This is a genomic window from Rhodococcus sp. PvR044 (assembly GCF_040548995.1).
Classification (GTDB): domain Bacteria; phylum Actinomycetota; class Actinomycetes; order Mycobacteriales; family Mycobacteriaceae; genus Rhodococcus_G; species Rhodococcus_G oryzae.
In genome coordinates this window covers 1,282,985-1,297,823 of sequence record NZ_JBEPSX010000001.1, presented here as the reverse complement: position 1 = coordinate 1,297,823, position 14,839 = coordinate 1,282,985, and the positions used below count along the sequence as shown (strand labels likewise).

General features: G+C 69.5%; 11 protein-coding genes. 7 read left to right on the top strand and 4 right to left on the bottom strand.

Annotated features, from left to right (window positions below; all coding sequences use genetic code 11):
- Nucleotides 1–94: 94 nt before the first annotated feature.
- The gene (locus ABIC28_RS05920; RefSeq protein ID WP_077041406.1) at nucleotides 95–1,066 is read left to right on the top strand and encodes a sigma-70 family RNA polymerase sigma factor; all 972 of its coding nucleotides are present in this window, start codon (nucleotides 95–97) and stop codon (nucleotides 1,064–1,066) included.
- Nucleotides 1,067–1,231: 165 nt separating this feature from the next.
- On the opposite strand, the gene ABIC28_RS05915 is transcribed toward ABIC28_RS05920, so the two are convergent.
- Together ABIC28_RS05915 and ABIC28_RS05910 are read right to left on the bottom strand one after the other, a co-directional pair.
- On the bottom strand, nucleotides 1,232–3,913 hold the full coding sequence (locus ABIC28_RS05915; RefSeq protein ID WP_209926175.1) for a bifunctional acetate--CoA ligase family protein/GNAT family N-acetyltransferase: 2,682 nt from the start codon (nucleotides 3,911–3,913) through the stop codon (nucleotides 1,232–1,234).
- Entirely contained in the window at nucleotides 3,906–5,192 is a 1,287-nt protein-coding gene (locus tag ABIC28_RS05910; RefSeq protein ID WP_097211253.1) for an acetoin utilization protein AcuC, read from the bottom strand. Before ABIC28_RS05910 ends, ABIC28_RS05915 begins: the two co-directional genes overlap by 8 nt.
- A gap of 125 nt (nucleotides 5,193–5,317) precedes the next feature.
- Here ABIC28_RS05910 and ABIC28_RS05905 point away from each other — a divergent pair, with 125 nt between their 5' ends.
- From ABIC28_RS05905 to ABIC28_RS05895, 3 genes are all read left to right on the top strand, one after another.
- Complete coding sequence (locus tag ABIC28_RS05905) at nucleotides 5,318–6,004, top strand: iron-dependent transcriptional repressor DtxR (RefSeq protein ID WP_077043633.1); 687 nt, start codon at nucleotides 5,318–5,320, stop codon at nucleotides 6,002–6,004.
- Nucleotides 6,005–6,008: 4 nt separating this feature from the next.
- Complete coding sequence (galE, locus tag ABIC28_RS05900) at nucleotides 6,009–7,004, top strand: UDP-glucose 4-epimerase GalE (RefSeq protein ID WP_097211252.1); 996 nt, start codon at nucleotides 6,009–6,011, stop codon at nucleotides 7,002–7,004.
- Between the two features lie 69 nt (nucleotides 7,005–7,073).
- Nucleotides 7,074–8,084, top strand: a complete 1,011-nt coding sequence (locus ABIC28_RS05895; RefSeq protein WP_354577902.1) for a phosphatidylinositol-specific phospholipase C — start codon at nucleotides 7,074–7,076, stop codon at nucleotides 8,082–8,084.
- A 13-nt stretch (nucleotides 8,085–8,097) separates the two neighbouring features.
- Here the strand turns inward: ABIC28_RS05895 and ABIC28_RS05890 are convergent, their stop codons facing one another.
- Nucleotides 8,098–9,135 (bottom strand): DUF4192 domain-containing protein, encoded by a 1,038-nt coding sequence (locus ABIC28_RS05890; RefSeq protein WP_097211341.1) that lies wholly within the window; start codon nucleotides 9,133–9,135, stop codon nucleotides 8,098–8,100.
- Between the two features lie 100 nt (nucleotides 9,136–9,235).
- Nucleotides 9,236–9,943 (bottom strand): DUF5642 family protein, encoded by a 708-nt coding sequence (locus ABIC28_RS05885; RefSeq protein WP_097211340.1) that lies wholly within the window; start codon nucleotides 9,941–9,943, stop codon nucleotides 9,236–9,238.
- Between the two features lie 273 nt (nucleotides 9,944–10,216).
- Between ABIC28_RS05885 and ABIC28_RS05880 the strand changes: the two genes are divergently transcribed.
- The 3 genes from ABIC28_RS05880 (at nucleotide 10,217) to ABIC28_RS05870 (ending at nucleotide 14,835) form a co-directional block, all read left to right on the top strand.
- Entirely contained in the window at nucleotides 10,217–11,167 is a 951-nt protein-coding gene (locus ABIC28_RS05880) for a proteasome assembly chaperone family protein (protein ID WP_097211251.1), read from the top strand.
- Nucleotides 11,168–11,266: 99 nt separating this feature from the next.
- Nucleotides 11,267–12,304, top strand: coding sequence for an alpha/beta fold hydrolase (locus ABIC28_RS05875; protein ID WP_097211250.1), 1,038 nt, complete (start codon nucleotides 11,267–11,269; stop codon nucleotides 12,302–12,304).
- A 26-nt stretch (nucleotides 12,305–12,330) separates the two neighbouring features.
- The gene (locus ABIC28_RS05870) at nucleotides 12,331–14,835 is read left to right on the top strand and encodes a DEAD/DEAH box helicase (RefSeq protein ID WP_269588101.1); all 2,505 of its coding nucleotides are present in this window, start codon (nucleotides 12,331–12,333) and stop codon (nucleotides 14,833–14,835) included.
- The last annotated feature ends 4 nt before the right edge of the window (nucleotides 14,836–14,839 follow it).

The window sequence follows — 14,839 nt, the reverse complement described above, 5'->3', positions numbered from 1 at the left end:
CAGGTCAGAAGGAATTCCGTGGATCACACGCGGGAACTTTGCACGGTGGCGCGGCGTTGAGCCATATGAGACACCACCGATGAGGAGGCAGGTCATGACAAGCCCCACCACCACCCGCCGGCTGCGCCCCAGCGCCGAGGATCTGGACGCCCAGAGCCCCGCTGCGGACCTGGTTCGCGTCTATCTGAACGGGATCGGCCGCACCGCGCTGCTGACCGCCGCGGATGAGGTCGAGCTGGCCAAGCGGATCGAGGCGGGTCTGTACGCCGCACACGTGCTCGAGACCGGTAAGAGGCTGACCGCCGCCAAGAAGCGTGACCTCGCCACCATCGTCCGCGAAGGCCAGTCGGCGCGCAGCCACCTCCTCGAAGCGAACCTGCGGCTCGTGGTGTCGCTGGCCAAGCGGTACACCGGGCGCGGAATGCCGCTGCTGGACCTGATCCAGGAGGGCAACCTGGGCCTGATCCGCGCGATGGAGAAGTTCGACTACGCCAAGGGCTTCAAGTTCTCCACCTATGCGACCTGGTGGATCCGCCAGGCCATCACCCGTGGCATGGCCGATCAGAGCCGCACGATCCGGCTGCCAGTGCACCTGGTGGAGCAGGTCAACAAGCTGGCCAGGATCAAGCGTGAACTGCATCAGCAGCTCGGCCGCGAGGCCACCGACGAGGAGCTCTCGAACGAATCGGGCATCGCGGTCGCGAAGATCGCGGACCTGCTCGACCACAGCCGGGACCCGGTCAGCCTCGACATGCCGGTCGGCAGCGACGAGGAGGCGCCGCTCGGCGACTTCATCGAGGACGCCGAGGCCACGTCTGCCGAGAATGCGGTGATCGCGGGGCTGTTGCACAGCGACATCCGGTCCGTACTCGCCACCCTCGACGAGCGCGAGCAGCAGGTGATCCGGTTCCGGTACGGTCTCGACGACGGCCAGCCCCGCACCCTCGATCAGATCGGCAAGATCTTCGGGCTCTCGCGCGAGCGCGTCCGCCAGATCGAGCGTGAGGTGATGGGCAAGCTCCGCGAGGGCGACCGCGCCGAGCGGCTGCGCTCCTACGCGAGCTGATCCCCACCCGGGCACTCACAGTCCGGTGCGCTGACCATCCCCCTGAGTGTCAGCGCACCCCGCGCCGGTCGATCCGACCCGCTCCTCCCCCTCGGAGCGCAAGGATCGGCCGGCGCGACTACGTTGCGGCGCTGTCGGTTGCGGGGCCCTATCGGTCGCGGGGCCCTAGCGCAGCCGGCGCGGACCCAGGTCGGCCCGGCTCGGCTCCGGGCCGATCCGAACCCGGGTGTCGGTGATCTCGGCCCCCATCGCACTGGCCAGCACCGGCTCGCAGACGAGCTCGCGCACCTCGGGCAGGTCGTCGGCGAGCGCGGAGACCCGCTGCACCAGATCCACAAGGGCGCTCTTGTCGACCGGCGCCGCGTTCCGGTAGCCGGACAGCAGCGGCGCCGCCTTCGGGGCGTCGATCAGTTCGGTCGCCTCGTCCTCCGTCAGCGGCAGCACGCGGTAGGCGCGGTCACCGAGAAGATCCGAGATCACCCCCGCGAGTCCGAACGAGATCAGCGAACCGAAGGACGGGTCGTCCTGCACCCCGACGACGCAGCCGATTCCCTTGGTCGCCATCTTCTGCACGTGCAGGAGCGGTTCCGCCGACGCCACCGAGAGCGCGCGATAGGCGTCGCGCACCGCGTCTGGGGTGCTGACGTCCAACCGCACCCCGCTGAGGTCGGGGCGGTGCCGCCACCCCTCGCGGGTCGCCTTGACCGCGACGGGGAAGCCGAGCGCCTGCGCCGCGGCGACCGCCTCGTCCTCGGACCGTGCCAGCGTGAAATCCACCACCCGCAGGCCGTAGCAGGCCAGCAACTCCGACGCCTCGAAATCGGTCAGCCAGCGCCCCTCGCCCGCGCCAAGCCACGACTGCACCAACGCCTCCGCGCGGTCGGAGTCGATACCGCTGGGGCGGACCACCTTCGAGGCAGGCCGCGACTTCCACTGGGCGTAACGCCAGGCGCGTGAGAGCGCCAGGGCGGCACGCTCCGGCCCGGGATACGACGGGACCGATCCCCTGGTGGGATGACCGTCCTCCCCTCGGACCGCCAGCACATCCGGGATACCCTCCGCGGCAAGAAATGTCGTCACGATCGGCTTGCTGCTGTCCCGGGCGGCATCGCGCAGCGCCTTCGCGTACGGCTCGACGTCCACGCTCACCGGCGGCACGAACACCGCGAAGACCGAGTCCACCTCGGCCGACTCCAGCGCGGCGCTCACCGCACCGGCGAACTCCGCCGGCGTGGACTGCGCGGCCAGGTCGACGGGCTTCGCAGGCTCGAGTCCCTCGCTGCGCGCCGCTCCCGCGGCCAGCACACCGAGCGCCGACGAGTTGCCCACCACCGCGACCCTCGGCCCCGCGGGCAAAGGCTGGTAGCCGAGCAGCACCGCGCAGTCGAAGAGCTGGGCGATCGAGCCGACCTGCACGACACCCGCCTGGTCGAACAGTGCCGACACCACCGAGTCGTCGATCTCGACCCCGTTCGCGGCGAGCGCCTCGGGCACGGCATGCCTGCCGGACTTCACCGCCACGATCGGCTTGTTCCTGCCGACCCGGCGCGCGATCCGGGAGAACTTGCGCGGGTTGCCGAAGCTCTCCAGGTACAGCAGCACCACCTCGGTCTCGGGGTCCGAGTCCCAGTACTGCAGTAGATCGTTGCCGGAGACGTCTGCGCGGTTGCCCGCCGAGACGAAGGTGGACAGACCGAGCTGACGGCGCGCCGCCTCGTCGAGGATCGCGATGCCGAGCGCGCCGGACTGGCAGAAGAACCCGACCCGGCCCGGCGGCGGCAGCTCGGGCGCGAGGGTGGCGTTGAGCCGTACGGCCGCGCTGGTGTTCGCGACGCCGAGTGCGTTGGGACCGACCAGTCGCATCCCGTGCGCTCGTGCGGCGTGCACCAGCCGTCGCTCGGACTGGCGTCCGTCCGGTCCCGCGTCGCTGAACCCACCGGACACCACGACCAGCGCCTTGACGCCCTTCGCGAGGCAGTCGTCCAGGACCGAGTCGATGGCCTCCGCAGGAACCGCCACCACCGCGAGGTCCACGTCGTCGGGAATGTCGTGCACCGTCGGGTAGGCCCGCACCCCCCGCACGGAGCGGTTCTCGGCATTGACCGGGTAGACCGGACCGGTGAACCCGGCCCCGAGCAGGTTGCGCAGCACCGCGTTGCCCACCTTCGCAGCGTCGGTCGACGCGCCGATCAGTGCGACCGACTGCGGGCTCAGCAGGTTGCGGACGCTCCGGGCCTCCGTGGCCCGCTCGCGAGAGTTACGAACCGCGACAAGGGTTTCAGTCGGATCGATGGCGAACTCGAGCCGCAGCACTCCCCCCTCGTAGGTCCGGCTGACCTGATACCCGGCCTCCCGGAACACGGTCACCATGTTCCGGTTCTCGGCGAGCACCTCGGCCACGAACATGGTCAGGCCGTTCTCGGCGGCGGCCGCGGCCAGATGCTCGAGCAGGATCGGTCCGAGCCCGCGCCCCTGGTGCGCGTCGGCGACCACGAACGCGACCTCCGCGGACCTGCCGTCACCGACGTCGAGCAGCCGCTCGTACCGGCCGACCGCGATGATCTCGTCGCCGAGCACGGCCACGAACGCGACCCGGTCCTTGTGGTCGACGGTGGTGAACCGCTTGAGGTCACGCTGCGACATCGTCGGGTACGGACCGAAATAGCGCAGGTAACGGGTGCGCTCGGACAACTTGGCGTGGAACGCGATCAGCCGGTCTGCGTCGTCCGGCGAGATCGGCCGCAGGGCCGCGACTCCGCCGTCGGTGAGCAGCACGTCCGCCAGCCAGTGCTTGGGGAACGGTGCACGCGGTTCGGCGTCGGTACCCCCGGTCGCGGGCTCAGTCACGGGGATCCTCCGGGTCGAGGCCGAGCAGCGGGAAGGCAGCGCGACGGGTTGCGGCGATCGCCGAATCCACCCGGACCAGAGCGCGATCCATCGATTCGACGCCGGTCTCCGGGGTGCCGCCGGGTCCGTCCCAGGACAGGTAGGTCGCCTCGCTGCCGTCGCCCATCGTCTCCGGCAGCTCGACGCTCGGCGCCAGCGTCGAGACCCGGTCGCGCCAGGACTGCGGCACCGCGAGCGCGGGATCGATGTCGCGGTCGAGCGCCGCGGCGATCAGGTGCGTCCACGCGCGCGGGACCACCCGCACCAGCCCGTAGCCGCCGCCGCCGACGGCCAGCCAGCGACCCTCCGCGTACCGATCCGCGAGCTGCCGCATCGCCAGGAACGCCGCCCGCTGCCCGTCGACCGTCAGCGAGAGGTCCGCCAGCGGGTCCTCCCTGTGGCTGTCCACGCCGCACTGGCTGATCACGATCTGGGGCTTGAATGCCGCCATCGCCGCCGGAACGACGGCGTGAAAACCCCTCAGCCACACCGAGTCCACGGTTCCGGGCAGTACCGGCAGGTTGATCGTCGCACCCTCGGCCGCGCCCGATCCGACCTCGCTCGACCATCCGGTGTTCGGCCACAGCGTGGCCGGGTGCTGATGGATGGACACGGTCAGGACCCTGGGGTCACCGAGGAAGGCATGCTGGACGCCGTCCCCGTGATGGGCGTCCACGTCGATATAGGCGATGCGATCGAAACCGTTGTCGAGCAACCAGGAGATCGCGATCGCGGCGTCGTTGTAGACGCAGAATCCGGAGGCCCAGTCGGACATCGCGTGGTGCATCCCGCCGCCGATGCTGACGGCCCTGCGGGCCCGGCCCGACGCGATCTCCTTCGCCGCGGTGAGCGTTCCACCTGCGAGAATCGCGCTCGCCTCGTGCATTCTGGGGAAGATCGGGTTGTCCTCGGTACCCAGTCCGTGCGGGGCCACATCGCCGTCCGCGCGGGCGTCCGCCAGTCCCTGCAGCGGCCCGGCTCCTGCTGCCTTGACCGCGGCGACATAGGCGGGGGTGTGGATCCGCAGCAGGTCCGCGTCGGTGGCGGCGGCGGGGCGGACCAGCTCGGCACCCTCGATGAGACCCAGGCTCCGCGCGAGGTTCATCGTCAGCTCGAGTCGGGTGGGGTTCATCGGGTGGTCGGCGCTCCACCGGTAACTGAGATAGTCCGGACTCCAGACCACGGCCCGGTCCGAATTCGGGTGCGCATGCCCCACCGGGGGGCTGGAGGTCGAGGCCATACGATCCACGCTACTTGCGCGCCGCGGGAAGAGGCGAGGGGCGGGTGGCGTTGCGTCAGAGTGAGTGCAACGCCGATTCCCGCACGCATGCCGGTAGAATCGGCCACAGACGAAGGGGCGTGCAGGTGAAGGATCTTGTCGACACGACGGAGATGTACCTCCGTACCATCTACGACCTTGAAGAGGAAGGCGTGGTGCCGCTGCGGGCACGTATTGCCGAGCGGCTCGAGCAGAGCGGTCCCACGGTGAGCCAGACGGTCGCCAGGATGGAACGCGACGGTCTCCTACTGGTGGCCGGTGACCGCCATCTCGAGTTGACCGACAAGGGTCGTGGACTCGCGATCGCCGTGATGCGCAAGCACCGGCTCGCCGAGCGACTGCTCGTCGATGTCATCGGACTCGACTGGGACCAGGTGCATGCCGAGGCCTGCCGCTGGGAGCACGTGATGAGCGAGGAGGTCGAGCGCCGTCTGGTCGAGGTGCTCAACAACCCCACCACCTCGCCCTATGGCAACCCGATCCCCGGCCTGGACGAACTCGGGCTGAACCGGCCCGCCGACAACGGCGAAACCCTGATCCGCCTGACCGATGTGCCGCCCGGGCAGCCCACCGCCGTGGTGGTGCGCAGGCTGGCCGAGCACGTGCAGTCCGATCCGGAGGTGATCGGCCGCCTCCGCGAGGCGGGCGTCGTCCCCGACGCACGCGTGACGGTGGAGACCAAGCCGGGTTCGGTGACGATCACCGTTCCTGGACACGAGGGTTTCGACCTGTCCGAGGAGATGGCGCACGCAGTCCAGGTCAAGCAGGTCTAGCGGCGTGCGACTCCTGGTCACCGGCGGTGCCGGCTATGTCGGCAGCGTGTGTGCCACCGTCCTGCTCGAACGCGGCCACGAGGTGGTCGTCGTCGACGATCTGTCCACCGGGAACGCGGATGCGGTACCGACCGGGGCCGAGTTCGTCGAGGGCGACGTCGCCGAGGTCGCCTCGTCCGTTCTCGGCGACGGGTCGACGGAGCCCCGCTTCGACGGCGTGCTGCACTTCGCGGCGCAGTCGCTCGTCGGCGAATCGGTCGTCGCGCCCGAAAAGTACTGGCGCGGAAACGTCGTCGCCACGATCGAACTCCTCGAGGCGATCCGGGTCTCCCGCACACCGAAGCTGGTCTTCTCCTCGACGGCCGCCACGTACGGCGAACCGGAGCGCTCCCCGATCACCGAGACGGATCCGACGAGGCCGACGAACCCCTACGGTGCCACGAAGCTGGCGATCGACCACGCGATCACCTCGTATGCCAACGCGTACGGGCTCGCCGCAACCAGCCTTCGCTACTTCAATGTCGCGGGAGCGTACCGAGGCGCCGGCGAAAACCGGTTGGTGGAAACACATCTCATCCCGCTCGTGCTGCAGGTTGCCCTCGGTCAGCGGGACAAGATCTCGGTCTTCGGCACCGACTGGCCGACCCAGGACGGCACCGCGGTCCGCGATTACATCCACGTCCTGGACCTCGCCGAGGCGCACCTGCTGGCGCTGGGGGCCGCGACCCCGGGCACACACAGCATCTACAACCTCGGCAGTGGGGCCGGTTTCAGTGTCCGCGAGGTGATCTCGGCCTGCCAGCGCGTCACCGGACTGCCGATCACCGTGGAGGACGCCCCGCGCCGTGCGGGCGATCCGGCGGTCCTCATCGCCTCCAGCGAGCGGGCCATCGCCGACCTCGGCTGGCAGCCGAAGCACACCGACCTCGACGAGATCGTCGCGGATGCCTGGGAGTTCTTGCAGCAGTTGGGCGACAGGTCGCACGCACACCGCGGCTGACCCACCCGTTCGACCTCCGATCACGCCGATACCACCCCACGGGCGGTATCGGCGTGCCAGGCTGCCACGATGAGTTTCTCCGTCCGCAGGCGCGGGTTCGTCCGCGCCCTGGTGGGTATCGCGATCGCGACCGTGGTGCTGCCGGCCCCGCTCGCGTCCGCGACCACCGGATCCGATGCCGGATCGACCACCGGATCGCTGCAATCGAGCGGGCTGGCCGAGGCCGTCCACCCGGACTGGATGGCCGGACTACCCGACGGGGCCGGGCTCGCGGATTTGTCGCTCCCCGGCACCCACGACACGATGGCCTCCGGGGCCTCCGTCTTCGCCCTCACCCAGGACGCCGATCTGCCGACCCAGCTGAGCGCCGGGGTCCGCGTCGTCGACATCCGCACCCGGCATTTCCGGAATGTCTTCCCCATCCATCACGGGATCGAGTACCTGAACTCGAACTTCACCGACGTGGTGGTCGCGCTCACCGACTTCCTGCGCGCCCATCCCTCCGAGGCGATCGTCATGCGACTCAAGGAGGAGGACACCCCGGCGGAGAACACTCGTAGCTATGAGGACACGCTGAACTGGTACATCGACGAGAACCCCGGGACCCGGGATCGGTTGCGCGAGCATCTGTGGCGCCCGTCCGATGGATACAGCGGAGGCCTGCCCGGCCTCGGCGAGGCCCGCGGCAAGCTCGTCGTGCTCCGGGACTTCGACGCGGTCGCGTGGCCAGGGCCGCGGTTCGGCGATGCGAGCATGGCGATCCAGGACACCTACGAGCTGACCGGCCTGGGCGACGTCGGCCGCAAGTGGGACCTGATCCGCGCACAGTTCGAACGAGCCCGCACCGGGTCCCCCGACCTCCTCTTCATCAACCACCTCAGCGCCACCGGGAACCCCGCCGCCCTGGTGACAGGCACGGTCCCGGTCACGGTCGCGCGCGGCATCCCCGGCGTCGTCGGGATCCTCCCCCGCACCCAGGAGTACCTGGAGACCGTCGGCCCCGGACGGCTGGGCGCGGTGATGGCCGACTTCCCGACCGCCGCACTTGTGACCGAGATCATCGAGCACAACTTCCGCTGACCTGCCACGACACTCAACCGCCGTCGATCGGCGGCGGCATCTGCACCCCGATCCTCGCCGCCTCCTCGAACCCGGTCACCGCGAGCCCCGAGATGGTCTCCGGCCGCATGCCGGACTGCAACGCGGCGTCGAGCATGCCCGCCAGCCGGTGCCGCGGGTTCGCCTCCAGCGCCGCGACGAGGGCCACCCCCGCCATCGGCCCGTCCCCGCGCGCGTAGGCGCTGTAGCCGAGCAGCGCCGCGGGCTCGGCCCGCTCCGGATCGGGCAGCGCCCGTGCCAGCAGGATCCACAGCTGCTCGGCCGCGTCGGCCTCGGCGGTCACCGCGAGCGACAGCAAGGCGTCGCGCACCCGCGGGTCCGACAGCGCCCTGGCCAGGTCCGCGAGGTCGTCGAGGTGCGGCGCCTGTCCGGAGGCCAGCTCCGCGATCCGGGTGAGCACCAGCCGCAGCGCGTCGCGCGGGCGCGAACGGCCGGTGGGCCGGCCGCGCAGCAGCTCCGCGACACGGGCGCGCTCCGACTCCGGCCGCGGGGCCACGACCGCCTCCAGTTCCTCGCGCGAGGACCGGATCGCGCGCCCGCCGAGCACCTGGGCGAGCGCGACGCCGGACGCGGCCGGGTCCGGGAGCCGTCCGCGACGGGGGTCGCCGCACAGCCCTCGCCATGGGCGTCCCGCCACGATCTCGGGGACGACGAGTGCTCCCACCAGAACGACGCCGCGAGCGCTCAGGTACAGCTCGAGTTCACCGACCACGGCGCGGTGCACGCCGGTCACCCGCCGCTCGTCGATGATCACCGCGATGACCGAGCCGATGTCCTCTCGCGCGCAGACGAGGGACATCCGTTCGATGGCCTCCCGGTCGAGCGGGCCGACCGCGCAGTCCGGCAGGTCGTGCCGCATCACCGCCCGCACCCTGGCAGGCCCGTCGCCGCCGTCGAGGCAGACGAGGACCAGCGAATGTGCGGGCCGAAAGCCCAGCATCGCGGGGATCGCCGCGATCAGGTCACCGGGGTCGCCGATTCGGACCGGCTGGCCCGGATGCATGGTTGTCATGGCCAGGACCATGCCGCCCCGATCCGACCGGGCCGCGGTCGCGACCTGCGGCTTCGCCGGGCCTGTGGACGGAAACCGGACTATCCACAGGCGCGGCCGGTCAGGCCGCGTTGACCCGCTGCACAGCCTCCGTGAACACCTGGTCCAGCACCACCGTGTCGGGCTTGCCGTCGCCGAACGACATGTAGGTCGCCGAAACCCGCACGTCATCGATCTGCGCGACGAGCGTGAGCATCGACTGGGTCACCTTCCCGGCACCCTTGCCCGAGGTCACGGTCTGTCGCATGGCGATGGTGTCGTCCGCGTTCAGCGGCGGCGCGGGCAGGATCTCGGTCCGCACGACCGCCTCGGCGCCGTCCTTGGTGGTGGTCACCTCCAGGCACCGCTCGATCTCCGTGGTGCGCTTGTCGAGCGGCAGATCCGATCGCATCAGCTCCACCGAGATGGTGGACCGGTTCGCGTTGTCGGTGCCGACGATCATCGCGGTACCGTCCGGGCCGTAGTCCTGGGCGGGCGGCTTGCACCCGGGCGGGTCGACCTTCGCACCCGGCGGGATCCCATCCAGGTCCGCGGCGGCCTGCGAGACTGCGTGTGGCGGCAACACGATCGCCTGGTAAGGCGCCGGAAAATCGGTGGGGGTCAACAACATCGACTCCAGGGTCGCATCCACCCGGCCGTCCTCGCCGGTCCCGTCGGCACCCGCCGACGACGAGGGGCCGGATGCGGACGAGGGGCCGGCGGCGGCCACCGGGCTCGCCATGCCGTCCACCGTGGACGAACACCCGGCGACACCCAGGCATGCGCCCATGGCGAGGCCCGCGATCAGGATGCGGCGCTTCAACGGAAAGTCCTCCAGTACTCGCGGGACACTGCCCCACCACTGTGCCACCTCCGCAGGCCGGGCCGCCGCAGGCCGGCTGCGGTGTCGTCGAACGGCAGTTCGCTGTCAGCACAAAACGCACACAAAATGCCGGTTCCGGGAATGAATGTGACGCCACGGCACGTTTTTCCGATATCGGATGTGGGTGCTCGCAGCCGGGTGGGGGACACTGAGAGTGAACGAAACGCGAAGGGATCACTGATGGACGATCAGTCGAGGATGTACGAGCTGGAATTCCCGGCGCCCCAGGTGTCCGCGGGCGACGGCCGAGGGCCGGTGCTGGTGCATGGTCTCGAGGGATTCTCCGACGCGGGACACGCGGTGAAGATCGCCACCACCCACCTGCGCGAGAGCCTGGAGACCGAACTCGTCGCGTCGTTCTCCGTGGATGAGCTGATCGATTATCGATCCCGTCGACCCACGATGACCTTCAAGGCGGATCACTTCTCCGACTACGACCAGCCGGAGCTCAACCTGTACGCGCTCCGCGACACCGCCGGAACGCCGTTTCTGCTGCTCGCGGGCCTGGAGCCCGATCTGAAGTGGGAACGGTTCACGACGGCGGTGCGGCTGCTCGCCGAGCAGCTCGGGGTGCGGCGCACCATCTCCCTCGGCGCGATCCCGATGGCGATCCCGCACACCCGCCCGCTCGGGGTGACGGCACATTCGACGAACAAGGACCTGATCGGCGAGAACCAGAGCTGGTCAGGGGAACTGCAGATCCCGGGCAGCGCCTCCGCGCTGCTGGAGCTGCGGATGGCTCAGCACGGTCACGAGTCGATGGGCTACTCGGTGCACGTGCCGCACTACCTGGCACAGACGGACTATCCGGCGGCCGCGGAGACGCTGCTGGAGAACCTCGGCGAGATCGCCGACCTGGAGCTGCCGCTGGCCGCCCTCGGCGAGGCGGCCGCCCGCGTCCGCGAGCAGGTCGACGCGCAGATCACCGGCAATGACGAGGTCCAGTCCGTCGTCTCCGCCCTCGAACGCCAGTACGACTCGTTCGTCGCGGCGCAGGAGCGCCAGTCCACCCTGCTCGCCGGGGAGGCCGACCTGCCCAGCGGCGACGAACTCGGCGCGGAATTCGAGAAATTCCTCGCTGAACAGGCCGGACTGGACGAGAAGACCGACCGAGACGAGCCTGATCTGTGACTCGGTTGCACAGTTACCCGGCGGGCCGACCCCCTGAACTATACGATCGCCCAAGTCAGTGACTTAGGGGTCGGCACAGCCGGCGACAGAGGAGGCGACATGAGTGAACGCAAGGGCCGCGCCTTGCGGCCGGTTCCGAACACCGAACCGCGCCTCGTCTTCCGGACCGTGCACGGGTACCGGCGGGCCTTCCGGATGGCGGGCGAGGGTCCGCCGATCCTGCTGATCCACGGCATCGGCGACAACTCGTCGACCTGGAACGACATCATCCCGCACCTCGCCAAGCACTTCACGGTGATCGCGCCCGACCTGCTCGGCCACGGTCGTTCGGACAAGCCGCGTGCCGACTACTCCATCGCGGCCTACGCGAACGGGATGCGGGATCTGCTCACCGTGCTCGGCTACGACCGCGTCACGGTCATCGGCCATTCGCTTGGCGGCGGCGTCGCGCTGCAGTTCGCCTACCAGTTCCCGCAGATGATCGAACGCCTCGTGGTGGTCTCCACCGGGGGCGTGACCAAGGACGTCAACCCCGCGCTGCGCTTCGCCTCGCTGCCGATCGCGAACCAGTCGCTGCGCCTGCTGCAGGTCCCCGGCACCATCTCCGCCCTCGGGGTGCTCGGCAAGATCGCCGACCAGTTGTACCGCGGGCCCTTCAAGGCGGTGCGGGTCTTCCACGACGCACCCGACCTGGTGCGGGTACTCAGCGACCTGCCCGATCCCACCGCACGGGAGGCCTTCCTGCGCACCCTGCGCGCGGCCGTGGACTGGCGGGGACAGGCGATCACCATGTTGGATCGCTGTTACCTGACGGCCGACCTGCCGGTGCAGATCATCTGGGGCGACGTCGACTCGGTGATCCCGGTCAGCCACGCCCACCTCGCCCACTCCGCGATGCCGGGCTCACGCCTGGAGATCTTCCGCGGTAGCGGCCATTTCCCGTACCACGACGATCCCATCCGGTTCCTGCAGGTGGTCGAGGACTTCATCGCGAGCACCGCGCCGCTGGAGTTCGATCCGGCAAAGTGGCGGCAGATGCTCGTCGACGGCGTCGGCGAATCGCAGATCACCGGCACCGATTCCACCCGCGAGGCCGTGCTGGAGGCGATGGGCTCGGACGAGCGCAGCGCGACCTGACTCCGGCCAGGCCGTAACCTGGGTCGGTGCTGCTCTCCGACCTGGTCCCCACGAGTCCCGATGCCGACTCGCTCTTCGACGCCTTCTCACGGTGGACTGCCGAACAGGGCCTGACCCTGTATCCGGCGCAGGAGGAGTCGCTGATCGAGGTCGTCTCGGGCGCGAACGTCATCCTGTCGACACCGACGGGGTCCGGCAAGTCGATGGTCGCGATCGGCGCCCATTTCGCGGCGCTCGCCGAGGGCAGGCGGACCTACTACACCGCACCGATCAAGGCGCTGGTGAGCGAGAAGTTCTTCGCCCTCTGCGAGGTGTTCGGCGCCGAGAACGTGGGCATGATGACCGGCGACGCCTCGGTCAACGCAGGCGCGCCGATCATCTGCGCCACCGCGGAGATCGTGGCGAACCTGGCGCTGCGGCAGGGCGCCGACTCCGACATCGGCCAGGTCGTGATGGACGAGTTCCACTACTACTCCGAGCCGGACCGCGGATGGGCCTGGCAGGTCCCGCTGATCGAACTCCCGCACGCCCAGTTCCTGCTGATGTCCGCGACGCTCGGTGACGTCTCGTTCTTCCAGGAGGACCTGACCCGCCGGACCGGGCGCCCGACAACGCTGGTCGGCGGCACCGAACGGCCGGTGCCGCTGTCCTTCTCGTATGCCCGCTCCCCCATCGGCGAGACCATCGAGGAGCTGGCCACCACCAACCAGGCGCCCGTGTACGTGGTGCACTTCACCCAGGCCGCGGCGCTCGAACGGGCGCAGGCGTTGACCAGTGTCAACATGAGCAGCCGGGAGGAAAAGGACGCCATCGCGGAGGCGATCGGGAGTTTCCGGTTCAGCACCGGCTTCGGAAAGACGTTGTCCCGCTTGGTCCGGCACGGCATCGGCGTGCACCACGCAGGCATGCTGCCCAAGTACCGCCGACTCATCGAGAAGCTCGCACAGGACGGGCTGCTCAAGGTCATCTGCGGAACCGACACCCTCGGCGTCGGCATCAACGTGCCGATCCGGACCGTGCTGCTGACCGGGCTCACCAAGTACGACGGCACCCGGACGCGGCACCTGCGGGCCCGCGAGTTCCATCAGATCGCGGGCCGGGCGGGCCGGGCCGGCTACGACACCATGGGCACCGTGGTGGTGCAGGCCCCGGAGTACGAGATCGAGAACCACCGGCTCGTGGCGCGGGCGGGCGACGACCCGAAGAAGCTCAAGAAGATCCAGCGCAAGAAGCCGCCGGAGGGCTTTGTGTCCTGGGGAGAACCGACGTTCGAGCGACTCGTCTCCGCGTCCCCCGAGCAGCTCACGTCCCGGTTCCGGGTCTCGAACTCGATGCTGCTCAACGTGATCGCCCGCCCGGGCAACTGCTTCGACGCGATGCGTCACCTCCTCGAGGACAGCCACGAGACCCGTCCCCAGCAGCGCAAGCACATCCTCCGGGCGATCGCGCTGTACCGGGGGCTGCTCCAGGCCGGCATCGTCGAGCAACTCGATGCGCCGGACCCGGACGGGTCATGGGCCAGGCTGACGGTGGACCTGCAGCGCGACTTCGCACTCAACCAGCCGCTGTCGCCCTTCGCGCTTGCCGCGATCGAACTGCTCGACCAGGAGTCGGTGACCTACGCCCTCGACGTGGTGTCGGTGATCGAGTCCACCCTGGACGACCCCCGCCAGATCCTGATGGGCCAGCAGCACCACGCCCGCGGCGAGGCGGTCGCGCAGATGAAGGCCGACGGCATCGAGTACGACGAGCGGATGGAGCTGCTCGAGGAGATCACCTGGCCGAAACCGTTGGAGGAACTGCTCTATCCCGCGTTCGAGATGTACCGCGGCGGGCACCCATGGGTCTCCGAGTTCTCCCTCTCCCCCAAGTCGGTGGTGCGGGACATGGTGGAGAACGTGATGACCTTCGCAGAGCTGGTCAGCCACTACGGGCTTGCCCGCTCCGAGGGCCTGGTGCTGCGCTATCTCGCCGACGCCTACCGGGCGCTGCGTCAGACCGTGCCCGACGCGGCCCGCACCGAGGAACTCGAGGACATCACCGAATGGCTGGGCGAGCTGATCCGCCAAGTCGACTCCTCGCTGCTGGACGAGTGGGAGCAGCTCACCAATCCGGGCGTGGAGTCCGACGATCAGCAGATCGCGTTCGGCGCCGACATCCCGCGCCCGGTCTCCGCGAACACCAGGGCCTTCAAGGTGATGATCCGCAACGCGATGTTCAAGCGGATCGAGCTGGCCTCGCGCAAGCGCTGGGACGCGCTCGCCGAACTCGGCGACGGACTGGAGTCGGAGGACTGGTCCGATCTCATGGAGCTGTACTTCGACGAGTACGACGAGATCGGCACCGGACCCGATGCCAGAGGCCCGCAACTGTTCTCGGTCCAGGTGGAGCCGGAGCTGTGGCGGGTGCGCCAGACCATCGCCGATCCGCAGGGCGATCACGGTTGGGCTCTGGTCGGCGAGGTGAACCTGGCGGAGTCGGACGCGGCAGGCGAGGTGGTGTTCGACGAGTTCGAGGTCGTCGAGGGGTGAGCGT